The organism is Citrobacter sp. Cpo103 (assembly GCF_030332605.1).
In the GTDB taxonomy this organism is placed as follows: domain Bacteria; phylum Pseudomonadota; class Gammaproteobacteria; order Enterobacterales; family Enterobacteriaceae; genus Citrobacter; species Citrobacter portucalensis.
Genome location: NZ_JAOWHO010000035.1, coordinates 386,171 through 411,032 on the forward strand (window position 1 = coordinate 386,171; position 24,862 = coordinate 411,032).

General features: G+C 51.4%; 24 protein-coding genes. 14 read left to right on the top strand and 10 right to left on the bottom strand.

Going from position 1 to position 24,862, the window contains the following annotated elements; translation table 11 throughout:
• Positions 1-78 precede the first annotated feature (78 nt).
• The 6 genes from glxR to glxK all read left to right on the top strand — a co-directional run bounded on the left by glxR (position 79) and on the right by glxK (position 7,796).
• Complete coding sequence (glxR, locus tag OGX89_RS18410; RefSeq protein ID WP_126955898.1) at positions 79-957, top strand: 2-hydroxy-3-oxopropionate reductase; 879 nt, start codon at positions 79-81, stop codon at positions 955-957.
• Positions 954-2,276, top strand: coding sequence for an MFS transporter (locus OGX89_RS18415; RefSeq protein WP_126955897.1), 1,323 nt, complete (start codon positions 954-956; stop codon positions 2,274-2,276). Before glxR ends, OGX89_RS18415 begins: the two co-directional genes overlap by 4 nt.
• A 97-nt stretch (positions 2,277-2,373) precedes the next feature.
• Positions 2,374-3,834 carry an allantoin transporter gene (locus tag OGX89_RS18420; protein ID WP_003831095.1) on the top strand — a complete coding sequence of 487 codons (1,461 nt, stop codon included), beginning with the start codon at positions 2,374-2,376 and terminating at the stop codon, positions 3,832-3,834.
• A 74-nt stretch (positions 3,835-3,908) separates the two neighbouring features.
• The gene (allB, locus tag OGX89_RS18425; RefSeq protein ID WP_063941344.1) at positions 3,909-5,270 is read left to right on the top strand and encodes an allantoinase AllB; all 1,362 of its coding nucleotides are present in this window, start codon (positions 3,909-3,911) and stop codon (positions 5,268-5,270) included.
• 58 nt (positions 5,271-5,328) lie between these two features.
• Positions 5,329-6,627 carry a uracil/xanthine transporter gene (locus OGX89_RS18430; RefSeq protein ID WP_126955896.1) on the top strand — a complete coding sequence of 433 codons (1,299 nt, stop codon included), beginning with the start codon at positions 5,329-5,331 and terminating at the stop codon, positions 6,625-6,627.
• Positions 6,628-6,647: 20 nt separating this feature from the next.
• A complete protein-coding gene (gene glxK / locus OGX89_RS18435) occupies positions 6,648-7,796 on the top strand; it encodes a glycerate 3-kinase (protein ID WP_193135123.1) in 1,149 nt (382 codons plus the stop codon).
• A gap of 79 nt (positions 7,797-7,875) precedes the next feature.
• Here the strand turns inward: glxK and allE are convergent, their stop codons facing one another.
• Genes allE through allD form a run of 3 tightly spaced genes read right to left on the bottom strand, consistent with a single transcriptional unit; the run spans position 7,876 to position 10,978 of the window.
• Positions 7,876-8,661: a (S)-ureidoglycine aminohydrolase gene (gene allE, locus OGX89_RS18440; RefSeq protein ID WP_048226232.1), complete on the bottom strand. Its 786-nt coding sequence runs from the start codon at positions 8,659-8,661 to the stop codon at positions 7,876-7,878.
• Positions 8,662-8,671: 10 nt separating this feature from the next.
• On the bottom strand, positions 8,672-9,907 hold the full coding sequence (gene allC, locus OGX89_RS18445) for an allantoate deiminase (RefSeq protein ID WP_003831100.1): 1,236 nt from the start codon (positions 9,905-9,907) through the stop codon (positions 8,672-8,674).
• Positions 9,908-9,928: 21 nt separating this feature from the next.
• Positions 9,929-10,978 carry an ureidoglycolate dehydrogenase gene (gene allD / locus OGX89_RS18450; protein ID WP_126955894.1) on the bottom strand — a complete coding sequence of 350 codons (1,050 nt, stop codon included), beginning with the start codon at positions 10,976-10,978 and terminating at the stop codon, positions 9,929-9,931.
• 316 nt (positions 10,979-11,294) lie between these two features.
• On the opposite strand from allD, the gene OGX89_RS18455 reads away from it, so the two are divergent.
• The 4 genes from OGX89_RS18455 to OGX89_RS18470 are packed head-to-tail and all read left to right on the top strand — an operon-like array spanning position 11,295 to position 15,949.
• Positions 11,295-12,962 (top strand): acyl-CoA synthetase FdrA, encoded by a 1,668-nt coding sequence (locus OGX89_RS18455; RefSeq protein WP_126955893.1) that lies wholly within the window; start codon positions 11,295-11,297, stop codon positions 12,960-12,962.
• Between the two features lie 9 nt (positions 12,963-12,971).
• Positions 12,972-14,231 (top strand): YlbE family protein, encoded by a 1,260-nt coding sequence (locus OGX89_RS18460; RefSeq protein ID WP_003831103.1) that lies wholly within the window; start codon positions 12,972-12,974, stop codon positions 14,229-14,231.
• Positions 14,232-14,242: 11 nt separating this feature from the next.
• Entirely contained in the window at positions 14,243-15,052 is an 810-nt protein-coding gene (locus tag OGX89_RS18465) for an oxamate carbamoyltransferase subunit AllH family protein (protein WP_032934355.1), read from the top strand.
• Positions 15,053-15,055: 3 nt separating this feature from the next.
• Entirely contained in the window at positions 15,056-15,949 is an 894-nt protein-coding gene (locus OGX89_RS18470) for a carbamate kinase (protein ID WP_126955892.1), read from the top strand.
• Positions 15,950-15,984: 35 nt separating this feature from the next.
• On the opposite strand, the gene purK is transcribed toward OGX89_RS18470, so the two are convergent.
• From purK to ppiB, 4 genes are all read right to left on the bottom strand, one after another.
• A complete protein-coding gene (purK, locus tag OGX89_RS18475) occupies positions 15,985-17,052 on the bottom strand; it encodes a 5-(carboxyamino)imidazole ribonucleotide synthase (protein WP_008783999.1) in 1,068 nt (355 codons plus the stop codon).
• Positions 17,049-17,558 carry a 5-(carboxyamino)imidazole ribonucleotide mutase gene (gene purE / locus OGX89_RS18480; protein ID WP_003831107.1) on the bottom strand — a complete coding sequence of 170 codons (510 nt, stop codon included), beginning with the start codon at positions 17,556-17,558 and terminating at the stop codon, positions 17,049-17,051. The genes purK and purE overlap by 4 nt, the downstream gene beginning before the upstream one ends.
• Before the next feature lie 238 nt (positions 17,559-17,796).
• On the bottom strand, positions 17,797-18,519 hold the full coding sequence (lpxH, locus tag OGX89_RS18485; RefSeq protein ID WP_003831108.1) for a UDP-2,3-diacylglucosamine diphosphatase: 723 nt from the start codon (positions 18,517-18,519) through the stop codon (positions 17,797-17,799).
• 2 nt (positions 18,520-18,521) lie between these two features.
• Positions 18,522-19,016, bottom strand: a complete 495-nt coding sequence (ppiB, locus tag OGX89_RS18490; protein WP_003021875.1) for a peptidylprolyl isomerase B — start codon at positions 19,014-19,016, stop codon at positions 18,522-18,524.
• Positions 19,017-19,189: 173 nt separating this feature from the next.
• Between ppiB and cysS the strand changes: the two genes are divergently transcribed.
• On the top strand, positions 19,190-20,575 hold the full coding sequence (gene cysS, locus OGX89_RS18495) for a cysteine--tRNA ligase (protein ID WP_003831109.1): 1,386 nt from the start codon (positions 19,190-19,192) through the stop codon (positions 20,573-20,575).
• Positions 20,576-20,652: 77 nt separating this feature from the next.
• On the opposite strand, the gene OGX89_RS18500 is transcribed toward cysS, so the two are convergent.
• The 3 genes from OGX89_RS18500 to folD form a co-directional block, all read right to left on the bottom strand.
• A complete protein-coding gene (locus tag OGX89_RS18500) occupies positions 20,653-21,177 on the bottom strand; it encodes a metal-dependent hydrolase (RefSeq protein WP_063941352.1) in 525 nt (174 codons plus the stop codon).
• Positions 21,178-21,302: 125 nt separating this feature from the next.
• The gene (gene ybcJ, locus OGX89_RS18505) at positions 21,303-21,515 is read right to left on the bottom strand and encodes a ribosome-associated protein YbcJ (protein WP_003831111.1); all 213 of its coding nucleotides are present in this window, start codon (positions 21,513-21,515) and stop codon (positions 21,303-21,305) included.
• Between the two features lies 1 nt (position 21,516).
• Positions 21,517-22,383, bottom strand: a complete 867-nt coding sequence (gene folD / locus OGX89_RS18510; RefSeq protein WP_003831112.1) for a bifunctional methylenetetrahydrofolate dehydrogenase/methenyltetrahydrofolate cyclohydrolase FolD — start codon at positions 22,381-22,383, stop codon at positions 21,517-21,519.
• Positions 22,384-22,958: 575 nt separating this feature from the next.
• Between folD and fimA the strand changes: the two genes are divergently transcribed.
• The 3 genes from fimA (at position 22,959) to fimC (ending at position 24,858) form a co-directional block, all read left to right on the top strand.
• Positions 22,959-23,513, top strand: a complete 555-nt coding sequence (gene fimA, locus OGX89_RS18515; RefSeq protein ID WP_032934356.1) for a type 1 fimbrial major subunit FimA — start codon at positions 22,959-22,961, stop codon at positions 23,511-23,513.
• A 77-nt stretch (positions 23,514-23,590) separates the two neighbouring features.
• Positions 23,591-24,124 carry a type 1 fimbrial protein subunit FimI gene (fimI, locus tag OGX89_RS18520; protein WP_003831114.1) on the top strand — a complete coding sequence of 178 codons (534 nt, stop codon included), beginning with the start codon at positions 23,591-23,593 and terminating at the stop codon, positions 24,122-24,124.
• 41 nt (positions 24,125-24,165) lie between these two features.
• The gene (gene fimC / locus OGX89_RS18525) at positions 24,166-24,858 is read left to right on the top strand and encodes a type 1 fimbria chaperone FimC (RefSeq protein WP_063941353.1); all 693 of its coding nucleotides are present in this window, start codon (positions 24,166-24,168) and stop codon (positions 24,856-24,858) included.
• Positions 24,859-24,862: the final 4 nt, after the last annotated feature.

Genomic DNA, 24,862 nt, shown 5'->3' on the forward strand with positions numbered 1-24,862 from the left:
GCTATTTTTTCCACTTTGTTGGAAGGGGGGCGTGTTGCCTGAATTCGGGAAAACCGGCAGATATATAAGAGGTTAAAAATGAAACTGGGATTTATTGGCCTGGGTATTATGGGATCGCCAATGGCGATTAATCTGGCTCGCGCCGGACATCAGCTGCATGTGACGACCATTGGTCCGGTAGCGGAAGAACTGCTGTCATTAGGCGCAGTAAATGTTGAAACCGCACGTCAGGTAACTGATTTTGCAGATATTATCTTCATAATGGTTCCGGATACGCCGCAGGTTGAAGAAGTGCTTTTTGGCGAGCACGGCTGCGCTAAAACCTCATTGCAGGGAAAAACAATTGTCGATATGAGTTCTATTTCTCCTATCGAAACCAAACGTTTTGCTAAGCAGGTTAATGAGCTGGGCGGTGACTATCTGGATGCGCCAGTCTCTGGTGGGGAAATTGGCGCTCGCGAAGGTACCTTGTCTATTATGGTTGGTGGTGAGCCAGAGGTATTTGAACGGGTCAAACCGCTGTTTGATATTCTGGGTAAGAATATCACTCTGGTAGGTGGTAATGGTGATGGCCAAACCTGCAAAGTGGCTAACCAAATTATCGTTGCCTTAAATATTGAAGCTGTTTCTGAAGCGCTGGTATTTGCCTCAAAAGCGGGGGCAGATCCGGTTCGCGTGCGCCAGGCCCTTATGGGCGGGTTTGCCTCTTCTCGTATTCTGGAAGTTCATGGTGAACGCATGATCAAACGCACCTTTGATCCCGGTTTCAAAATTGCATTGCATCAAAAAGATCTCAATCTTGCATTACAAAGTGCAAAGGCGCTCTCATTGAATTTGCCTAATACGGCAACTTGTCAGGAATTATTTAATACCTGTGCCGCGAATGGCGGTAGCCAGTTGGATCACTCGGCAATGGTTCAGGCACTGGAATTAATGGCAAATCATAAATTGTCATGATCGTAGGTATCGCTGCACTCTTTGCAGCGATATATTTTAATCAGACACACTTTGGAAAGGTGCATGTCATGAGTGAAAAGAACAAATCCGGTATTGAATACTGGAAGAAGATCGTTGTTGTAATGAGTCTGGGTTGGGTGGCGATATGGATTTATCGCACCGTATTGACTCCTATTTACCCTGAGATTCAGGCATCGTTGGGGAATGTCAGCAATGCTGAAATTGGCGCCATTGCCAGTTTTTATTTCTTCGCCTATTGCAGTATGCAAATTCCCTGCGGAATTTTGGTCGATAAACTTGGCCAGAAAATTATGCTGATGTGTGGGTTTACGCTTTTTATTATTGGTACGCTCAGTATTGCAAAAGCCACGGGACTGGTGATGATCTATGCTGGTTCGCTAATGGCGGGAGCGGGCTGTGCCTCTTTCTTTAGTTCAGCGTATTCACTCTCTTCGGCAAATGTCCCGCAGGCTCGTCGAGCACTGGCAAACGCTATTATTAATAGCGGTTCAGCAATTGGGATGGGGATTGGTTTGATTGGTTCCAGCGTGCTGGTAAAAAGCATGAGTATGGCCTGGCAAAACGTTCTGTTCCTTGTTGCCGCTGTGCTGGTTGTGATGCTGTGTGTATTTACATTGGTAATCCGTGGCAAGGCAAAAAGCGAAACGCCTGCGTCAGACCAGAAAGCACAGACGGCTACGACGACAGAAGAGAAGAATCCGCCGTTGTTTTCGGGTCTGTTGTGCAGCGTCTACTTCCTCTACTTCTGTACCTGTTATGGTTATTACCTGATTGTGACCTGGCTTCCGTCTTATCTGCAGACTGAGAGGGGATTTGACGGCGGTGCAATTGGAGTGGCTTCGGCGCTGGTTGCCGTAGTGGGTGTCCCTGGCGCATTGTTCTTTAGCCATCTGTCCGATAAGTTTCGCAACAGCAAAGTCAAAGTCATTCTTGGTCTGGAAATTATGGCCGCAGCCATGCTGGTATTTACAGTGTTATCACCAAATACCACGATGCTGATGGTCAGCCTGACTCTGTACGGTTTACTCGGCAAAATGGCGGTGGATCCGATTCTGATCTCCTTTGTCTCTGAACAGGCGTCGTCAAAAACGCTGGGCAGAGCATTCAGCCTGTTTAACTTCTTTGGCATGAGTTCAGCAGTTATTGCGCCAACATTAACCGGATTTATTTCTGATTTAACTGGGTCAAAAGAAATAAGCTTTGTCATCTCAGCTTGTCTGGTGGTAACCGGAACGCTGATTTTTGCTGGTGTTACGTTATATAAAAAGAAAGCAACACATATTATTACTGCTGCATAAAATATTATAAAAATTATTTGCATTATTTTCTTTATTGTTTTTGTTCCGCATAGCTAAACCCATTACAACGTTATCCGATACGTGACAAGAGGGATTTATGGAACATCAAAGAGATCTATACCAACAACGTGGTTATAGTGACGACTTATTACCAAAAACGGCCGAACAACGAAACTGGAAAACATTCAATTATTTTACATTATGGATGGGTTCTGTGCATAACGTACCTAATTACGTTATGGTCGGAGGGTTCTTTATACTTGGACTTTCCACATTTAGCATCATGCTGGCTATTATTATCAGTGCATTGTTTATTGCGTTAGTCATGGTAATGAATGGTGCCGCTGGAAGTAAATACGGTGTACCTTTTGCAATGATTCTGCGTGGCTCGTATGGCGTACGTGGAGCACTCTTTCCGGGACTATTGAGAGGGGGGATTGCAGCAATTATGTGGTTCGGTCTGCAATGTTATGCCGGATCGCTGGCATTTCTTATTCTCATTGGCAAGATATGGCCAGGTTTTTTAACGCTGGGCGGTGACTTTACGTTATTAGGGCTATCTCTGCCGGGATTAATTACATTTCTTATTTTTTGGCTCATCAACGTCGGTATTGGTTTTGGCGGTGGTAAGGTATTAAATAAATTTACTGCTATCCTCAACCCCTGTATTTATATCGTATTCGGTGGGATGGCTATTTGGGCAATATCCCTGGTAGGAATTGGACCGATTTTGGACTACATTCCTGGCGGTGTGCAAAAAGCGGGTAACAGCGGATTCCTGTTCCTGGTTGTTATCAACGCGGTTGTCGCGGTATGGGCCGCACCGGCGGTGAGCGCATCCGACTTCACGCAAAATGCCCACTCATTCCGTGAACAGGCATTGGGTCAGACGCTGGGGCTTATTGTCGCATACGTGCTATTTGCCATTGCCAGCGTGTGCATTATCGCCGGTGCCAGTATTCATTACGGAATGGATACGTGGAATGTGCTGGATATCGTTCAGCGTTGGGACAGTCTGTTTGCCTCGTTCTTTGCGGTACTGGTTATTCTGATGACAACTATCTCAACAAACGCTACGGGTAATATTATCCCGGCCGGTTATCAGATTGCCGCTATTGCACCGACTAAATTAACGTATAAAAACGGTGTATTGATCGCAAGTATTATTAGTTTGCTGATTTGCCCGTGGAAGTTAATGGAAAATCAGAACAGTATTTATTTGTTTCTGGATATCATTGGTGGGATGCTTGGCCCTGTTATTGGAGTTATGTTAGCTCACTACTTTGTGGTTATGCGTGGCCAAATCAATCTTGATGAATTATATACCGCGAGCGGTGATTACCAATATTATGATAATGGGTTTAACCTGACTGCATTCTCCGTAACGTTAGTTGCCGTAATTCTTTCACTGGGTGGCAAGTTTATTCCATTCCTTGAGCCTTTATCGCGAGTGTCGTGGTTTGTTGGGGTTATTGTCGCTTTCGTGGCATATGCCTTACTGAAAAAAAGAACGGGTGTGCAGTCAGCCGGCGTACAAAAAGTTACAGGTCAGATGTGATGAAATCAGTACGCGCATTTTATTAAAAGTGCGTTATTTATAAAAACTATCTGTATCCATACAAGGAGTTCGTTATGTCTTTTGATTTAATTATTAAGAACGGTACTGTTATTTTAGAAAATGAAGCTCGTATTGTTGATATTGCCGTCCAGGCAGGAAAAATCGCCGCCATTGGCGAGAACCTGGGTGAGGCAAAACAGGTCATGGATGCGACGGGTCTGGTGGTTTCACCTGGCATGGTTGATGCGCATACCCATATCTCTGAGCCGGGCCGTACGCATTGGGAAGGCTATGAGACCGGAACGCGCGCCGCGGCAAAAGGCGGTATCACCACGATGATCGAAATGCCTCTCAACCAGCTGCCAGCGACGGTGGATCGTGAAACCATCGAACTGAAATTTGATGCGGCTAAAGGCAAGTTGACTATCGATGCTGCACAGCTTGGCGGTCTGGTCTCTTATAACCTCGATCGCCTGCACGAGCTGGATGAGGTCGGTGTTGTCGGCTTCAAATGCTTTGTTGCCACCTGCGGTGACCGCGGTATCGATAATGATTTCCGTGATGTTAACGACTGGCAGTTCTACAAAGGCGCGCAGAAGTTGGCAGAAATGGGCCAAACGGTACTGGTGCATTGCGAAAACGCGCTCATCTGCGATGAGCTTGGCGAGGAAGCTAAACGCGAAGGCCGTGTGACGGCGCATGATTATGTGGCCTCACGTCCGGTATTTACCGAGGTGGAAGCTATTCGTCGCGTATTGTATCTGGCAAAAGTCGCCGGTTGTCGCTTGCACGTCTGCCATATCAGCAGCCCAGAAGGTGTGGAAGAAGTGACCCGCGCTCGTCAGGGAGGTCAGGATGTGACCTGCGAATCTTGTCCACATTATTTCGTGCTGGATACCGATCAGTTTGAAGAGATTGGTACCCTGGCAAAATGCTCTCCGCCGATCCGCGATCAGCAGAACCAGCAGGGTATGTGGGAAAAATTGTTTAACGGTGAGATTGACTGCCTGGTATCCGACCACTCTCCATGTCCTCCAGAAATGAAGGCCGGAAATATCATGCAGGCGTGGGGCGGTATTGCCGGACTGCAAAGCTGCATGGACGTTATGTTTGATGAAGCAGTGCAAAAACGCGGTATGTCACTGCCGCTGTTTGCAAAATTGATGGCAACCAATGCTGCAGATATTTTTGGTCTGAAGCAGAAAGGGCGTATCGCACCCGGTAAAGATGCTGACTTCGTCTTTATTCAGCCGGACAGCAAATACATTCTGAAAAATGAAGATCTGGAATATCGCCATAAAGTCAGCCCGTATGTTGGCCGTACAATTGGCGCGCGCATTACGAAAACCATTCTGCGTGGTGATGTTATTTATGACATCGAGCAGGGTTTCCCGGTATCGCCAAAAGGTCAATTTATCCTTAAACATCAACAATAATGTGATGTGAATTAATGCCCGTCATGCTGGCGGGCATTCTCTATTTTAAGGTATGAATATGCTTCCTGTTATTAACCGTGAAAGTTTGTTATCCGGCTTTCAGTGGTTTTTCTTTATTTTTTGTAATACGGTCGTGGTCCCGCCAACGCTGGTTTCTGCTTTTCATCTCCCCGCGAACCATCTGCTAATGCTTACGCAGTACGCTTTTTTAACGACGTCGCTGGCCTGTCTTGCTCAGGTAATTTGTGGCCATCGCCGTGCCATTATGGAAGGGCCAACCGGTTTATGGTGGGGAACCATTCTGACGATTACTCTGGCTGAGGCGTCACGAGGAACACCGCTCAATGATATCGCCACCAGTCTGTCCGTTGGGATTGTGATTTCCGCTGTTCTGACGATGATTATCGGCTTTAGTGGCTTAGGGCATCGATTAGCACGGCTTTTTACCCCAACGGTTATGGTTTTTTTTATGCTGCTGCTCGGCGCGCAGCTGACCACCATCTTTTTTAAGGGCATGCTGGGTTTACCCTTTGGCATTGCTGATACCAGCGTCAAAATTCAACTGGCTCCCTTTAGCCTGGCAGTTGCCGTGATGTGCTTCATCCTTGCGATGATCATCTTTTTACCGCAGCGGATCTCACGCTATGCCCTGTTGGTGGGCGCAGTCGTAGGGTGGGGGCTTTGGCGATTGTGCTTTCCATCGACATCCCTGCCGTCCAGCGAATTAATCTGGCAGTGGTTCCCGTTAGGCAGCCATGGCAGACTGTTACCGGGCATTATTCTGACTGCGGTTATCACCGGTCTGGTGAATATCAGTAATACCTATGGAGCGGTGCGTGGCACCGATGTTTTTTATGCGCAGCAAGGCTCCAGCAGCTCGCGTTATCGTCGCAGTTTTATCATTTCCGGCTTTATAACGCTGGTGACAGTACCTTTTGCCGTGATTCCATTTTCACCTTTTGTCTCTTCTATCGGCCTGTTAACACAGACTGGCGACAGCTCGCGAAAATCATTTATTTGCGGCAGCGTATTATGTTTATTCGTGGCGATAGTGACGCCGCTAACCCGCTTATTTTGCGCGATTCCGCTGGCGATCAGCAGCGCTGTGATGCTGGTTTCTTATCTTCCGTTGCTTTATTCCGGTCTGGTATTTAGCCAGCAAATCACATTTACCGCGCGAAATATTTATCGACTGGCGCTCCCCCTGTTTGTCGGCATTTTTTTGATGGGGCTGCCTCCGGTTTATTTACAAGATCTTCCGCTGACTATTCGGCCATTACTGAGCAATGGCTTGCTGGTGGGGATTTTACTGGCAGTGCTTATGGAAAATCTCATTCCATGGGAACGCATTAAATAACATGATGAAAAGGATTGATGATGAAAATTGTAATTGCGCCAGATTCATTTAAAGAGAGCTTAAGCGCCGACCAATGCTGCCAGGCAATTAAAGCCGGATTTTCAGCCATATTCCCTGATGCAGAATATATTTGTTTGCCGGTTGCTGACGGTGGAGAGGGAACCGTGGATGCAATGGTGGCGGCAACAGGGGGAAAAGTTATCTCTGTGGAAGTCTGCGGGCCGATGGGGGAAAAGGTCATGGGGTTTTATGGCCTGACCGGTGACGGAAAGACCGCAATTATTGAAATGGCGGCGGCGAGTGGGCTGATGTTGGTCGAACCGCAGGCACGTAATCCTCTCCTGGCCTCAAGTTACGGTACCGGTGAGCTGATTCGGCATGCGCTGGATGCAGGTATTCGTCATATTATTCTTGGTATTGGCGGGAGTGCCACGGTTGATGGCGGTATGGGGATGGTTCAGGCGCTTGGCGTGCGTTTTCTTGATGCGCAGGGTGTGTCATTAAATGCAGGAGGCGGTAGCTTGTCTCGTCTGGCGAGCATCGACCTGCAACAGTGCGATCCGCGACTGAAAGCATGTCGCATTGACGTTGCCTGTGACGTGGATAACCCGTTGGTTGGCCCGCGCGGCGCCGCAAGGGTATTCGGCCCGCAGAAAGGGGCAACGCCTGAGATGGTTGAGATACTGGAAGAAGGGTTACTCAACTATGCCCGTGTGCTGCAAACACTGACCGGTGAGAATGTTGCTCAGGTTGCGGGCGGTGGGGCGGCCGGAGGAATGGGGATTGCAGCGGTTATCTTCCTGCAGGCCAGCATGAAGCCAGGTATTGAGATTGTGTTGCAGGCAGTACAGCTGGAGCAATCCATCAAAGACGCGGCGCTGGTTATCACCGGCGAAGGGCGTATTGATTCACAAACGGTCGGCGGTAAAGCGCCCATTGGTGTAGCGTCGGTGGCCATGCAGCATCATGTTCCCGTAATTGGCATTGCAGGGGTGCTGGGGGAAGGCGTGGAGGTGGTTCACGATCACGGTATTGATGCGGTATTCAGTATTTTGCCGCGCCTCGCACCGTTAGCAGAAGTACTGGCGAGCGGCGAAACCAATCTCTATCACTGCGCGCGTAATATTGCATGCGCGATGAAACTGGGCCAGGTTGTGAATCAGCGTTAAGCATAAAAAAAGCCACGGTATTAACCGTGGCAAAACCCAACATAGCTAAATAAAAAATTATCAGGCGGGCTGTACGCCGTTAGATCTCAACATCCCGGTTGCAATCTTTGGAATAGATATAGCTGAATGCTTCACCACGACCCACGCCGTATCCGGCCTGCAGGGAATAAGCGCCCATAAAGATGTAGTCGCCTTTTTTCACAGGTATCCACTGATTATCGAGGTTATAAACCCCCTGGCCTGAGAGAATATAGGCACCGTGTTCCTGTACGTGCGTTTCTATATAACCGTGGCTGGCGCCCGGCTCGAACGACAGAATGTGCATATTCATATCGAAGCCCAATTCTTTAGGCAGGAAATCCAGCAGGATCACGTCATCCATGCCTTCATAATGAATACGTTCTAACTGGTTGGCGTTACCGGAAACCAGCCACGGCGAATGACCTGCTACTGGCGTATAACGACGTTTGTATAAAAACAGCTGGCTGTCTTCTGTCTGGGCATTGCTAAAGGTGAGCAGCTCGCCAGGCGGGCAATAAAGGTATCCACCCTGAGTCAAAGCGAACGTTTTACCCTCTGCTTTTGCCTCAATTTTTCCGGAAATAACATAAACGAACGTTTCAATGCCTTCACCGCCGAAACCACTCTGGTTGCCACCGTTCTGGTGCAGCGTCACCAGATAATCAACAAACGATGCGCCCAGTTTTGGCGTTGACAGGATGGTGACGTCACAGTTTTCAAAACCCGGAATGATATTTTTAACCAGTCCATCGGGGGTTAAGAGGGCGAAGTTACCGTGTTTTACAATTGCGCGGTTAGCCAGTAAATCATCGCGGTAACCCGTGACGTTATTCAGATATCCCATTGTTGACTCCTTATTTCTGCCAGGCAAGTTGATGAAGCATTAATGCCAGAGTTTTGACCCCTTCGGCAAGGTCGTTAATATTTGTGCGTTCAGCGGGGTTGTGGCTGATACCGTTAATGCTGGGCATGAAAATCATGCAGGTCGGCACACGGGGAGCGAAAATCTGCGCATCGTGGCCCGCACCACTGTGCATCACCCGGTAGTTCAGCTGTTCCTTTTCACACAGTTCGGTGAGGGTGGCGACCAGTTTTGTGTCCATCGGGACCGGCGTTTCGTCCATCCACAAATCGATATCAATGCCAATGTCCATTTCATCACAGATGGCACGCATGTCATTTTCCAGTTGCTGAGTAAAATCACGCAGCACTTCGGCGTCGGTATGACGGCAATCGATCGTGAAAGTCGTTTTTCCTGGCACCACGTTGACGGTGTTTGGCTGCGGCTCAACTTTGCCAAAGGTTAGTACCAGAGGATCGCCATGTTTTTTGGCTTTCTCAATCGACTGGCTACAGATACGGCTGAAGGCGTAAACGGTGTCGCGACGGTAGCTCAGCGGCGTTGTCCCCGCATGGTTGGATTCGCCGTTCAGCGTTACCGTATAGCGGCGCTGCCCGACAATCGCGCTGACGACGCCGATGGACTGACCATTGCTTTCAAGCACGCACCCTTGCTCGATGTGTAATTCAACAAAGGCGTTGATGTCACTGCGAGCGTGAAGCGGCTTGGCAGGAAGGGTAAAGCCGCAGGCGTTCATCGCATCAACAAAACGTGTGCCTTTGGCATCCTGGATGTTGCGAACGTCATCGGGATTTGCCAGCCCAAAGATGTTCTTACTGCCCCAGAATACATACGGGAATCGACTGCCTTCTTCTTCTGCCATAGAAACTACTTCGACCGTTTTCAGCGGCGCGCCGTAGGTGGTCTTAAGCCAGTCAATCGCTAGCCACGCAGCCAGTGCGCCAAACTGGCCGTCAAGATTGCCGCCGTTGACGACGGTATCAATATGCGATCCGCTCAAAATTACCTGTTCCGGTGATGCGCTTCCGCGCAGGCGACCGTACAAATTGCCCACTTCATCGAAGCGCGTTTCCAGGCCACTGGCATCCATACGCTTTTTGAATTGCTGTTGTGTTTCAAGCCATTCTGGCGAATACAGCAAGCGCGTCATCCCACCAGTAGGATCTGCGCCAAAGGAAGAGAGCCAGGGAAGGGTTTCTTCTATTGCGTGACGAAAATGGTTGATCATATGAAATTCCTGTTTCAATAATTATTGTGCAAAGGGATTCTTTGTTTCGTATGACTTGATATAGAGAGCATCGGAAATCAGGTATTGATAAATATCGTCAACAATGTCGACGCCATGGGCCGCGGCATTACGTTGATTAATATCTTGATCTTGTCCAGGGTAATAAACTTGTTTAAAACCAGGTGCAGGCGTAACGGCATTTAACTCTTGCATGGTTTGGCTGAGATGCTGACGGAATAATTGGCTGGAGGAGAAAAAATCGGGATTAATCACTATATGCAGTTGGCCTAAATTACGCCCCGCATGCAAATCTTCATACATGGAACTGACCTGACGACCAAATGGTAATCCCAGCAGAATGCCAGATAGCACATCGATCATCATCATCAGACCATAGCCTTTTGGCCCAGCTGCGGGTAATAACGCATTGACTGCAAAAGGGTCGGTGGTAGGTGCACCATTTTTATCGACAGCCCAGGTATCGGGAATCGGTTCGTTACGCGAGCGGGCATCGAGAACTTTACCCCAGGCTTGCACCGTTGTGGCCATATCAAAGGTTATGACATCGTCACCTTCTCCAGGTGCCGCGAAGGCTAATGGGTTGGTTCCGTAGTAAATATCCGCGCCGCCGAAAGGTACAACCATCGGGTCGGACTGGCAAATGGAGAGGCCAATCAGGCCTGCCCGGGCAGCTTGCTGCACAAAGTAAGAAATGGCTCCGCTGTGTCCCATTCGGCTAATTCCGACAACGGCGACACCATTTTTTTTAGCAATTTCAATTGCATGCTCCATGCCCATCTTTGCTGCGACTTGCCCGGCGGCATTATCGGCGTGCAAAATCGCTGTACAGGGACCGGTATCTTCAAAACGAAATGTGGGTTCGCGGTTGGTGCCGCCTTTTGAAATGCGCTCGGCATAGTATTCAACGCGTACGGCACCATGAGAGTGAATGCCTCTGGCATCGGCATAAACCAATACCTCGGCAACCGTTGCTGCGTGCTCACGTTTTAGTCCGGCCTTGCAAAGCTTATTCTCGATAAGCTGGTGGAGTGTTTCCCGACTGATTTTCATCTGTCTTCCTTTTTAACGACGGTGTGAAGCATGACTGTCGTTAACATACCGGGAATATAAACAGATTATGTGATCCAGACACACAAAAAAATATAGTTAGAATTTATTTGATAATCAGCGCTGATTTGCCATTTCTTTTTAAATAAATAATGCCGTTAGAAAATAACATGTAATCCTCTGGTGGTTGTTAAAATTCTTTTGCTAATAAATTGTATGTGATATCAGTCACTCTATTTGTGATGCCGGATATATACCTTGAGTTCCACATTAACACTACTCGTGCAATTGCCATGGGTGCAATTATTAAGGGGTTGTTATGATTCACGCCTTTATTAAAAAAGGGTGTTTTCAGGACTCTGTCAGTTTAATGATTATTTCACGCAAGCTGAGTGAGTCCGAAAATGTAGACGATGTATCGGTCATGATGGGTACGCCGGCGAATAAATCGTTGCTGGAAACGACCGGGTTTTGGCATGACGATTTTAATCAGGCAACGCCGAATGATATTTGCGTGGCTATTCGTACTGAAACGGCTGATGAAAGTATTACGCAGGCTATTTTGCAGCAACTGGATGAGTCGTTGCAGCAGTTGGCGCAGGCCACCGGGGGGAGTCAAGCGCTCCTGCAGGTCAGACGCTGGGAAAGCGCGTGTCAGAAACTGCCTGAGGCGAATATGACGTTAATTTCTGTTGCGGGCGAATATGCGGCAGAACTGGCGAACCAGGCGCTGGATCGTAACCTGAACGTCATGATGTTCTCCGACAACGTCACGCTGGAAGATGAAATCAATCTCAAGCGCCGCGCACAAGATAAAGGTCTGCTGGTGATGGGACCGGACTGCGGAACCGCCATGATCGCCGGTACGCCGCTGGCTTTTGCCAACGTGATGCCGGAAGGCAACATCGGTGTGATAGGTGCATCCGGTACAGGGATTCAGGAGCTCTGTTCACAGATAGCACTGGCTGGTGAAGGTATTACTCACGCCATTGGTCTGGGGGGACGAGACCTAAGTGCCGAGGTGGGCGGAATTAGCGCACTTACCGCACTGGAAATGCTCGGTGCAGATGATAAAAGCCAGGTGTTGGCATTTGTCTCTAAACCACCAGCGGAGGCTGTTCGCCAGCGTATGGTTACGGCGATGAAAGCCACGGGCAAACCTGTTGTCGCCCTGTTTTTAGGTTATGTCTCTGCGGTTGCCAGAGACGAGAACGTCTGGTTTGCAGCGACGCTGGATGATGCAGCCCGTCTTGCCTGTTTACTGGCGCGAGTGACTGCGCGACGCAGTGCGCTTTTCGCTACAGGAGATGGCGTAATCAGGGGGCTGTATACCGGAGGTACGCTGGCTGCTGAAGCGGCGGGGCTGCTGGCCGGTCACCTGAATGTCCCGGCGGATGCAGAACACCACCACGGGATGATGCTGGATGCCGCCGGGCATCAGATTATCGATCTGGGTGATGATTTTTACACCGTCGGGCGTCCGCATCCGATGATCGATCCCGCATTACGTAATCAGCTTATTACGGATCTGGGTTCGCAGCCGCAGGTTAGGGTGCTGCTGGTGGATGTTGTGATTGGCTACGGTGCGACAGCCGACCCGGCTGCATCACTGGCTCAGGCCTGGCAGAAAGCGTGTGCTGCTCGAGATAGCGATCAACCGCTGTTTGCCATTGCGACGGTCACCGGCACCGAGCGCGATCCGCAGTGCCGTTCACTGCAAATTGCCACGCTGGAAGATGCCGGTATCGCCGTGGTGAATTCACTGCCTGAGGCAACACTACTTGCCGCTGAACTGATTCGAACAGTTCAACCGTTATCTCATCAATCCGCACCTGCGCTACTGGAAAAAGTGGCGGTCATTAATGCCGGGTTACGCAGTTTTGCACTGGATTTACAGGCGGCAGAAAAACCTGTGGTGCATTACCAGTGGGCGCCTGTCGCTGGCGGTAATAAAAAACTGGCTCGTTTATTAGAACGTTTGCAATAAGGGGTTCCAATGTTTACATCAGTGGCGCAAGCCAATGCTGCAGTAATCGAACAAATTCGTCGTGCGCGTCCACACTGGCTGGATGTGCAACCCGCGTCCTCGTTAATCAGCGAACTCAATGAGGGGAAAACACTGCTTCATGCAGGACCGCCAATGCGTTGGCAAGAGATGACCGGCCCGATGAAAGGGGCCTGCATTGGTGCATGCCTGTTTGAAGGGTGGGCTGATGATGAGATAAGTGCGCTGGCATTACTGGAGCAGGGGAAAGTCAATTTTGTACCTTGCCATCATGTTAATGCCGTGGGGCCAATGGGCGGAATCACCTCTGCCAGCATGCCGATGCTGGTGGTGGAAAATATCACCGAAGGGAACAGGGCTTACTGCAATCTCAATGAAGGCATCGGCAAAGTGATGCGCTTCGGCGCGTACGGTGAGGATGTCCAGCAGCGTTTACGTTGGATGCGTGATGTTCTGATGCCGGTCTTAAGCGCAGCGCTGGGCACACTGGAGCAGGGTATTGACCTGACCGCCATGATGGCACAGGGCATTACGATGGGCGATGAGTTCCATCAGCGCAATATTGCCTCTTCAGCTCTGTTGATGCGTACGCTGGCACCACAAATTGCCCGTCTGGAACATGATAAGCAGCAGATTGCTGAGGTGATGGATTTCCTGAGTGTAACCGACCAGTTCTTCCTCAACCTGGCGATGGCTTACTGCAAAGCGGCAATGGACGCCGGGGCGCAGGTGCGTTCTGGCAGTATTGTGACGGCAATGACCCGTAATGGCGACATGTTCGGTATTCGCGTGAGCGGACTTGGCGATCGCTGGTTTACCGCACCTGTTAACACGCCGCAGGGACTGTTCTTTACCGGTTTTTCGCAGGAACAGGCTAACCCGGATATGGGTGATAGCGCCATCACTGAAACCTTTGGTATTGGCGGTGCGGCGATGATTGCCGCGCCTGGCGTAACGCGTTTTGTCGGTGCCGGAGGAATGGAAGCCGCAAAATCCGTCTCCGAAGAGATGGCGGAAATCTATCTGGAGCGCAATATGCAGCTACAGATCCCCGGCTGGGATTTCCAGGGGGCCTGTCTGGGACTCGATATCCGTCGCGTGGTCGAAACGGGGATCACGCCGCTGATCAATACTGGTATTGCCCATAAAGAGGCCGGTATTGGCCAGATCGGTGCAGGTACAGTCCGTGCGCCGCTCGCTTGCTTTGAGCTGGCACTGGAAGCGCTGGCTGAAAGCATGGGCATTAGCTAACTGAGGTGCGCATGATGATCATCCATCCTCTGATGGGCAGCCAGCAGTCTGCGGATTTTCGCCAGTCATGGCAATTGTCTGGTGTCTGGCGACGCTCGATTAACCTTGTAGCCGAAGGGGGCGCACTGTTAACGCTGCACCGCCAGGGAAGCGGCTTTAGCCCAGGAGGATGGGTGATCCGCGCACATGACTTTGATGCGCTGCGTACGTCGTTAAGTGGTAGTGAAACCCCTCTGGCTGTCCCCGAGGGGATTGTGTTGGGACAGTATCTTTTACGTCAACCTCAGCGCTGCTGTTCATTGCAAATAACCTATCGCCCTCATGCCGCGCGCCTTGCTCCTGGCTGGATGGAGCGCGGCGAGGAAACGGGATTATTCGGACCGTTAATGCTGGCCACAAGCCTGCCTTTGTGCCCCGAGCTGCGTCAGTTCCGCCACTGCTTCTTCTCGGCACTTGCCGGTTTGTCGACAGACTGGCGGCAGTGGTTGGGCAAGGGACCAGGTTTAACGCCCAGCCATGATGACACGTTGACTGGCATGCTGTTGGCCGCCTGGTATTTTGGTGCGCTGAATAAGGACTCCGGTCACCGTTTCTTTGATTATTCCGGCAACCTTGAACAAGCGACGACCGTGGTTAGCGTGAGCTACTTGCGCTACGCGGCGCTAGGGTACTTCGCTTCACCTTTACTCCACTTCACCCATGCTCTGCATCGCCAGGAAAGGCTGGATGCGGCGATAAATTCGCTGCTGGCGCTTGGGCATACCTCCGGCGCAGACACCTTGTTGGGGTTCTGGCTTGGACAACAAATCATAGAAGGATAGGGAATGAAAACGCTGGTTGTTGCTCTTGGTGGCAACGCATTATTGCAGCGCGGCGAGGCGCTAACGGCAGAAAATCAATATCGTAATATTGCCAGCGCCGTACCCGCCCTGGCGCGTCTGGCGCGTTCGTATCGCCTGGCAATCGTACATGGCAACGGACCGCAGGTTGGCCTGCTGTCGTTACAGAACCTTGCCTGGAAGGAGGTCGAGCCTTATCCATTAGATGTGCTGGTGGCTGAGACGCAGGGCATGATCGGTTATATGTTGGCGCAGAGCCTGACCGCAGAACCGGAAATGCCGCCGGTGACCACGGTGTTAACGCGGATTGTGGTATCCGAGGACGATCCTGCATTTATGGCACCGGAAAAATTTATCGGCCCGGTGTATTCGCCCGAAGAACAAACGCAACTGGAAGCGACATACGGTTGGCATATGAAGCGTGACGGCAAATACCTGCGGCGTGTTGTCGCTTCGCCAGAACCTCGCCAGATCGTAGAAAGCGATGCTATTAAGCTCTTACTCAAAGAAGGGCATGTGGTGATTTGTAGCGGGGGCGGCGGCGTGCCCGTCACTGGCGAAGGATTAGGGTCTGAAGCGGTCATTGATAAGGACCTGGCGGCGGCGTTGCTGGCTGAACAGATCGATGCCGATGGTCTGGTCATTCTGACCGATGCCGATGCGGTTTATGAAAACTGGGGGACGCCGGAGCAACGCGCGATCCGTCAGGCCTCTCCTGATGAACTGGCGCCGTTTGCTAAAGCTGATGGTTCGATGGGGCCTAAGGTCACAGCCGTAAGCGGATACGTGAAACGACGGGGAAAACCAGCATGGATTGGCGCGCTGTCACGCATTGAAGATACGCTGGCAGGCAAAGCCGGAACCTGTATCCGTCTGTAAAAAAAGGGGCGTGTGTATGCACGCCCCATGTCTTCTTATTTCAGTTTTGACTGCGCCCAGATAATACCGCTGGCATATTCCGGCGGCAGCAGGGGGATAAGCGCTTCCAGCGTTGCGCTAAGGCGCGCGGTATCGCTGTCGCTCAGGTTCAGATGACCCACCTTACGCCCTTCACGCACCTCTTTGTCATACCAGTGCAGATGCACCAGCGGCAGCTTCAGCCAGTCGTAGTTCAGGTCGCTACCAATCAGGTTTACCATCACCGAAGGGTGGTTCACCACCGGCGTCGGTAATGGCAGGTTGGTAATGGCACGTAGATGCAATTCAAACTGGCTGATGCTGGCGCCGTTTTGCGTCCAGTGGCCACTGTTGTGCACGCGCGGAGCCAGTTCGTTAATCAGCAGACCTTCCGGGGTGATGAAACACTCCATCGCCATCACGCCGACATAGCCCAGCTCCTGCATGATGGCAGAGAGCATTGCTTCAGCCTGTTCCTGCTGTCTGGCGTTAGCCTGCGGGAACACCACGCTGGTGCGCAGAATGCCATCCTGATGCAGGTTATGGGTCAGCGGATAGAAAACGGTGCTGCCGTCGTGCGCACGAGCGCCAACCAGTGAGACTTCACCGGAGAAGTTGATTCCCCGCTCGACGATGCACTCGCCGTAGCAGTCGTCCGGCAGTTGCTCGGTTTCATTTGCGCGCAAGCGCCACTGTCCACGTCCGTCGTAGCCGCCGACGCGACGTTTCACGATCGCCAGCTCGCCAAGTTTGTCGAATACAGCAGACCATTCGCTTTTATCTGCCAGCAGTTGCCACGGCGCGGTCGCCAGACCGAGTTTGTCAAAAAGCTGCTTTTGCGTCAGACGGTCGGCAATAATCGGGAAGACGTCGCGGTTAACAAACGCCGGGTGGCGTGCCAGTTCGCGGGTGAGTGCCGTTTCCGGCCAGCGCTCAATCTCAGCGGTGATCACGCTTTGCTGAAAAGGGACCGCAGCCGGTTCAGCGTCCAGCCCGACGGGCCAGACGGCTATGCCCAGTGGCTCACCGGCCTGGCGCAGCATGCGCCCTAGCTGTCCGTTGCCAAGTACGCAGACCTGCTTCATGCGACACCTCGCGGGTCCGGGTTCTCCAGCACCTCATCGGTTTGCGCTTTGCGCCAGTCGTTCAGACGCTGGTGTAAGGCTTTGTCGTGTGTTGCCAGAATTTGTGCTGCCAGCAGGGCCGCATTTGCCGCACCCGCTTTGCCGATCGCCAGCGTGCCGACCGGAATACCGCGCGGCATTTGAACGATAGAGTAGAGGCTATCTACGCCGCTCAGCGCTGCGCTTTGCACCGGAACACCGAGGACAGGCACCAGCGTTTTCGCCGCAATCATGCCAGGCAAATGCGCTGCGCCACCGGCCCCGGCAATAATCACCTGATAACCGTTCTCTTCAGCGCTTTCGGCGAAGCTAAACAGTTTGTCTGGGGTGCGGTGGGCGGAGACGACTTCAACATGATGCGGAACGTCCAGGATTTCGAAGATTTCGGCGGCGAACTGCATGGTAGCCCAGTCGCTTTTGGACCCCATCACGATGGCGACACGCGCCGGATTATTGCGGGAAGACATGCGTCTGAAAACTCCTGTGGTGCACTACACTCGACTTTTGAGGCCACAGAGAATAGCATAATTCACCGCCAAGGAAAACGATTGCGCACTTTGCACTTCACTCTTCAAGCGGCCTCTTTGTTGGCTACATCTGCTCACCCCAGTCACTTACTTTTGTAAGCTTCAGGGGACTCACAGATTTGCCGCCTCGATGCAACTCGAATAGTTTTGTGTAAAGAGGAACTGGGTATCTGCAGAATTAAAACGGAAATGCGATCAGTTCAACGTCGTCAGGGGTGACTTTGATCATCGAACCTTCGGTGTGCCATGCGCCTAAAACCACGCGGAAAGCGGGTTGCTCATTGGCCGTAAGCTCGTGGACGGCAGGGCGGTGGGTATGGCCGTGAATTAACCACTGAACCTGATGTTTTTCCATCTCGCTAATCACGGCCTGCTGATTCACATCCATGATTTCCAGCGATTTGGTGTCGTTGGCTGCTTTGCTGTTGGCACGCATTTTCGCAGCGATTCGCTGGCGAACGAACAGCGGCAGAGCGAGGAACAGCTTCTGTAACCAGGGTTGATGCACTTTGGCGCGAAATGCCTGATAGCCTGCGTCGTCGGTGCATAAGGTGTCGCCATGCATGATCAGCACCTTGCGGCCATACAGGTCGAGCACTTTTTCTTCGGGAAGCAAGGTCATGCCGCTCGCACGGGCAAAACGTTTACCGAGCAGAAAATCACGGTTGCCGTGAATAAAAAAGCAGGGAACGCCGGAATCAGTCAGTGATTTTATCGCCGCGGCCATTTCACGATGCAGCGGATTAGGATCGTCGTCGCCAATCCAGGCTTCAAACAGGTCGCCAAGAATGTATAGCGCATCGGCCTTTCGCGCATCACCGGCTAAAAAACGCAGAAAACCGGCGGTAATCGCCGGTTCTTCTGTGCAGAGGTGAAGATCTGCAATAAACAGTGTCGCCACGATTACTCGCTGACGGTCACGTTTTCGATGATAACGTCTTCTTTTGGCACATCCTGATGCATACCGCTGCGACCAGTGGAAACGCCTTTGATTTTATCAACCACGTCCATGCCTTCAACAACTTCAGCGAACACGCAGTAACCCCAACCCTGCATGCTTTCGCCGGAGAAGTTCAGGAAGTCGTTGTCTGCAACGTTGATGAAGAACTGTGCGGTTGCGGAGTGCGGAGCCTGAGTACGCGCCATCGCCAGCGTACCACGGGTGTTTTTCAGACCGTTGTTCGCTTCGTTTTTGATCGCTTCTTTCGTGGCTTTTTGCTTCATGCCTGGCTCGAAACCGCCGCCCTGGATCATGAAACCGTTAATAACACGGTGGAAAATGGTGTTGTTGTAAAAACCTTCGCGGCAGTAGTCCAGGAAGTTTTTAACTGTTTCAGGCGCTTTATCATCAAACGTTTTGATTACGATATCGCCGTGATTAGTGTGGAAAGTAACCATTTTTGCATCCTGTTCCGATAGATTGGTGCTTCGACCCCGTCAAGGGTCAGAGTTAGGGGTGTGTTATAGCATAACCGCAAGCTGCGATCACCTCGCAAAGTGTGCTGCTTCCGGTCTAAATTATGGGTATTATACAGACTTTACTATCCACACACGTCTACACGGAATCTTCGATGTTAAAAATCTTTAATACACTGACGCGCCAAAAAGAGGAATTCAAACCTATTCATGCCGGGGAAGTCGGCATGTACGTGTGTGGTATTACCGTTTACGATCTCTGTCATATTGGCCACGGACGTACCTTCGTTTCTTTCGACGTCGTTGCGCGTTATCTGCGCTTCCTCGGCTATAAGCTGAAGTATGTGCGCAACATTACCGATATCGATGACAAAATCATCAAGCGCGCGAATGAAAACGGCGAAAGCTTTGTGGCGTTGGTCGACAGAATGATCGCGGAAATGCACAGCGATTTCGATGCGCTGAATATTCTGCGCCCGGATCTGGAGCCGCGTGCTACGCACCATATTGCTGAAATTATCGAAATCACTGAACAGCTGATTGCCAAAGGTCACGCTTACGTTGCTGATAACGGCGACGTGATGTTCGACGTGCCGACTGACCCGAACTACGGCCAGCTGTCGCGCCAGGATCTGGATCAGCTGCAGGCAGGCGCACGCGTTGACGTGGTTGATGTGAAGCGCAACCCGATGGACTTCGTGCTGTGGAAAATGTCCAAAGAAGGCGAGCCGAGCTGGCCGTCTCCGTGGGGAGCGGGCCGTCCGGGCTGGCACATCGAATGTTCGGCGATGAACTGCAAACAGTTGGGCAACCATTTCGATATTCACGGCGGCGGTTCGGACCTGATGTTCCCGCACCATGAAAACGAAATCGCTCAGTCCACCTGTGCACATGACGGTGAGTACGTTAATTACTGGATGCACTCAGGGATGGTGATGGTTGACCGCGAGAAAATGTCCAAATCGCTGGGCAACTTCTTTACCGTTCGCGATGTGCTGAAATACTACGATGCCGAAACCATCCGTTACTTCCTGATGTCCGGTCATTACCGTAGTCAGTTAAACTACAGCGAAGAGAACCTCAAGCAGGCGCGTTCTGCGCTGGAGCGTCTGTATACCGCGCTGCGTGGCACCGACAAATCCGTTGCGCCAGCCGGTGGCGAAGCCTTTGAAGCGCGCTTTATTGAAGCGATGGACGATGACTTCAACACCCCGGAAGCCTACTCCGTGCTGTTTGATATGGCGCGTGAGGTTAACCGTCTGAAGGGTGAAGATATGGCGGCGGCTAACGGCATGGCTGCGCATCTGCGTAAGCTTTCCAGCGTACTGGGCCTGCTGGAACAGGATCCAGAGGCATTCCTGCAAAGCGGTGCTCAGGCGGATGATGGTGAAGTTGCTGAAATTGAAGCGTTAATCCAACAGCGTCTGGATGCACGTAAGGCGAAAGACTGGGCGGCAGCTGACGCCGCGCGTGACCGTCTCAACGAGATGGGCATCGTGCTGGAAGACGGCCCGCAGGGTACCACCTGGCGTCGTAAGTAACTCTGTAATGCCCGGTGGCGCTTACGCTTACCGGGCCGTGTAGGCCGGATAAGACGCATCGCGTCGCATCCGGCAGATTAATGTTTCCGATACCACCACAGCACACCCATCATTACGATTCCCGGCAGCCATACCCACATCAACTCCGACATGATCACCTGGTGCCCGTACGGCGTGGCGTAGCGTGATAACGCAAACGGGGCGACTTTAATCACCTGCCATGGCGCGAAGAAGCGTTCATCCGACCACGGCCACAGCCAGCCGACGCCTTTGCCGCCGGTGGTGACAGAATCCAGCAGACTGTGGGACAGCAGTGAAACTGTCAGGAATAGCCAGCAGCGAATCAATCCCGCCTTAAACCATCGTCGGCCAATCATGACGCAGAGCAGCGGTACCACGAAGGCGAACAGCAGTGAGTGGGTAAATCCCCGGTGGCCAAACACATTGCCGTAGGCGACGCCGAACTTAAATGACAACACGTCGGCATCTGGCAGCATGGCCAGAACGACGCCAGCAAACAGTAATCGTGGGGGGATGACTTTAAGTCCGAGACCTAAGCCTAAACAGAGCGGAACGGCCGCGTGAGTAACGATAGTGGGCATGATGATCGCTTCGTGTTGAAAAACAACATGCTAACAGTTCACTGTGAAGCGGGGATGAAGTCATTATCTGAAAACGAGAGGGGGAAGTGGCCGGATACGGTGTTAACCTCATCCGGCACTTAGGGTCACGCCACGACGTTAATGCTGTGGCCTTCAAAGCTGACTGTCTGTCCGGCAACGATTTTGCAGCGTTTACGCGTTTCAACAACGCCATCGACCTTCACTAACCCTTCGCCAATAGCAATTTTTGCCTGGGCGCCGCTTTCGCTCCAGCCTTCCAGCTTCAGCAAATCGCAGAGTTCAACGTGTGGGTGTTTACCCAGTGAAAATGTGGCCATCTTAAACGTCCTTTACATCATGATATTCAACACACGCCTGCAGCGTGTTTTCGATAAGTGTGGCGACCGTCATTGGGCCTACGCCGCCGGGGACCGGCGTGATATATGACGCTCGTGCGGCCGCATCGTCAAAGACCACATCGCCAACAACCTTACCATTCTCCAGACGGTTGATGCCGACATCAATCACAATCGCACCTTCTTTGATCCACTCACCAGGAATAAAGCCCGGTTTACCGACGGCAACAATCAGCAGGTCAGCATTTTCTACGTGGCGGCGCAGATCTTTGGTGAATCGGTGGGTGACGGTGGTGGTGCAGCCAGCCAGCAGTAGCTCCATACTCATTGGGCGACCGACAATATTCGAGGCGCCAATGACCACGGCATTCAGACCGTAGGTATCGATGTTGTAACGCTCAAGCAGGGTAACAATACCGCGCGGAGTACATGGGCGCAGGCGCGGCGCGCGCTGGCACAGACGACCGACGTTATACGGGTGGAAACCGTCAACGTCTTTATCTGGTGCAATACGTTCCAGCACTTTCACGTTGTCGATACCCGCCGGCAACGGCAGCTGTACCAGGATACCGTCGATGGTGGTATCTGCATTGAGCGTATCGATCAGCTCAAGAAGCTCCGCCTCGCTGGTGGTTTCAGGCAGGTCATAGGAGCGGGAGACAAACCCCACTTCGTCACAGGCTTTGCGTTTACTCGCAACATAAATCTGCGAAGCCGGGTTGCTACCTACCAGCACAACAGCCAGGCCTGGGGCGCGTAATCCAGCCGCTAAACGCGCCTGAACTTTTTGAGCAACCTCAGAGCGCACCTGCTGCGCAATCGTTTTACCGTCAATAATCTTTGCTGCCATCAGAGAGAGAATTCCGTCTGTTACGTTAAACCGAAGGGGATGCCACTATTTTGTCAGAAGCGGGGCGTGCTGTCAGTTTTCGTTTGCGTTTTTACGTGCGATAGGGATCACCGCGGTCCGCGTACGGGGTCAGTTCAGAGGCTGAAGTCCCCCGGATAATTAATGAGCATGCGAATTAAAATTAACGTGAATGAAACAATTCATCACCCTGGTGTTTTCAGGGGTAATGCGCCATAAACCAGTCTGTTACGTACCTTTATGGAAGGATTTAAGTAATATTCACCCAGATTTTTCTTAGGTCCCAATAAGAATTGGCCAGGGTCAATAAAAGGATTTGCAGGTATTTTTCATTAATTGAAATGTTTAATTTAACCCTGTGACGAATAGTCATATTCGCGAAGATTAATTAGTGAATCAAATACTCAGGAGAGTTGGGGTAAAAGGTTAGCTAATTCTCTTGCGATATATATCTTTACAGGATGCAGAGATAATTAGCCTGACATTTAATGTCGATAATGATTCAAACGGATCCCGCAGGACGCCGGAGCCGGATGTGTGTAATTCAAGGGAAATCCATGAAACGTAAATTAATGACCTCTTCTGTTATTGCCAGCCTGATGTTAGTTGCAGGTGCAGCGGTTGCAGCCGATCCGGTAAGCGTTAGCGGCGGTACTGTGCATTTTGAAGGTGAACTGGTCAATGCAGCCTGTGCAGTCAGTACTCAGTCATCCGATCAGGTTGTCACCTTAGGCCAGTATCGTACCGCCAGTTTTACCGCAGTTGGCGATACAACGGCGCAAATTCCGTTCTCAATCGTGCTGAACGACTGTGATCCGAAAGTTGCCGCAACCGCAGCCGTGGCTTTCTCTGGTCAATCCGACATCACCAACAACAACCTGCTGGCCGTCACTTCTGCAGACAACGGTACCACTGCCAGCGGTGTCGGGATTGAAATTCTGGACAATACGTCCACCGCGCTGAAGCCGGATGGAGCCACCTTCTCTACCGCTCAGGCGCTGGTAGAAGGGACCAACACCCTGCGTTTCTCTGCGCGTTACAAAGCCACAGCCACCAGCGCTACGCCGGGTCAGGCAAATGCCGACGCGACGTTCATCATGAAGTACGAATAAGCCGTTCTGATTTGCGCAAGGATGACGTTCGCCTCACTGGATGAGGCAATTTCCGGGGATGATGAAGGATGCGGCAGATGATAGGGAAAGGCGTGGCGCTGGCGGGAATGCTGTGCGTACTGCCTGTGTTTGCACATACGGTAATACTGGAAAGTGGCCGCCTTCACTTACGAGGGCAGCTCGTCAATGGTGCCTGTACGGTCGCTACCGACAGCCAAAATTTGCGGGTGCAAATGGGGCAGTATCGCACCAATGCTTTCTCCGGGACGGGAAGCTTTGCCTCTACCAGCGTGCCGTTTTCACTGCGCTTAACGTCATGCAGCTCCGATGTTTATGACCATGTTGGGATTGCGTTTGCAGGTGTGACGCCAGCGGAAGATCCGCAGGTTTTTCTTGCCAGTGGCGATGCGTCTGCGGCTTCAGGGATCGGTCTGGCGTTATTTGATGAGCGCCAACGGCAAATTATTCCGAATGCGCTGCCGCTTCATTATGCGCCGATTATAACGCAAGAGATGACGTTTCATTTCACTGCCCGCTATCGGGCTGTCTCGGAAAATATAACGCCGGGAGCGCTTCGTTCAGACGTGTGGTTTACGTTGGTTTATCCCTGATTTATTTTCCAACGATAATCGCATCAAAGGTATTTGTAGCTATGTTTAATTATCTAAAATCAGGTTTTATCCTTTTACTGGCCTTATTTTCTGCTGCCAGTGTTCAGGCTGCAGGCGGTATTGCATTAGGCGCTACTCGCGTTATTTATCCAGCCGATGCCAAACAAACGTCCCTGTCTATTAGCAATAGTGATACCAAAGAACGTTACCTGGTCAATTCATGGATCGAGAATAGCGCAGGCGTTAAAGAAAAATCGTTCGTGGTTACGCCTCCGTTGTTTGTCAGCGAGCCCAAAAGCGAAAACACGCTGCGTATCATCTATGCAGGTGTTCCGCTGCCTAAAGATCGTGAGTCGCTGTTCTGGATGAACGTGAAAGCCATTCCGTCAGTCAATAAAAACAGCCTCGAGGGTAAAAACGTTCTGCAACTGGCGATTCTGTCCCGCATCAAGCTTTTTGTACGTCCGAATAATCTGCAGCAAATTCCGGAAGATGCGCCCGGGATGCTGAAATTCTCCCGTACCGGCAACCACCTGAAAATCAACAATCCTTCAGCGTATTACGTCACCTTGGTCAATCTCAACGTGGGGAAAACGAAGGTTGATAACGTGATGGTCGCGCCGAAAAGTGATGTGCAGGTCCTGCTACCAACGGGCGTTCAGGGCAACGTCACGTTCCAGACGGTCAATGATTATGGCGCCGTGACCCCGGCCCAAACGGTTAGCGTGCGTTGAGATA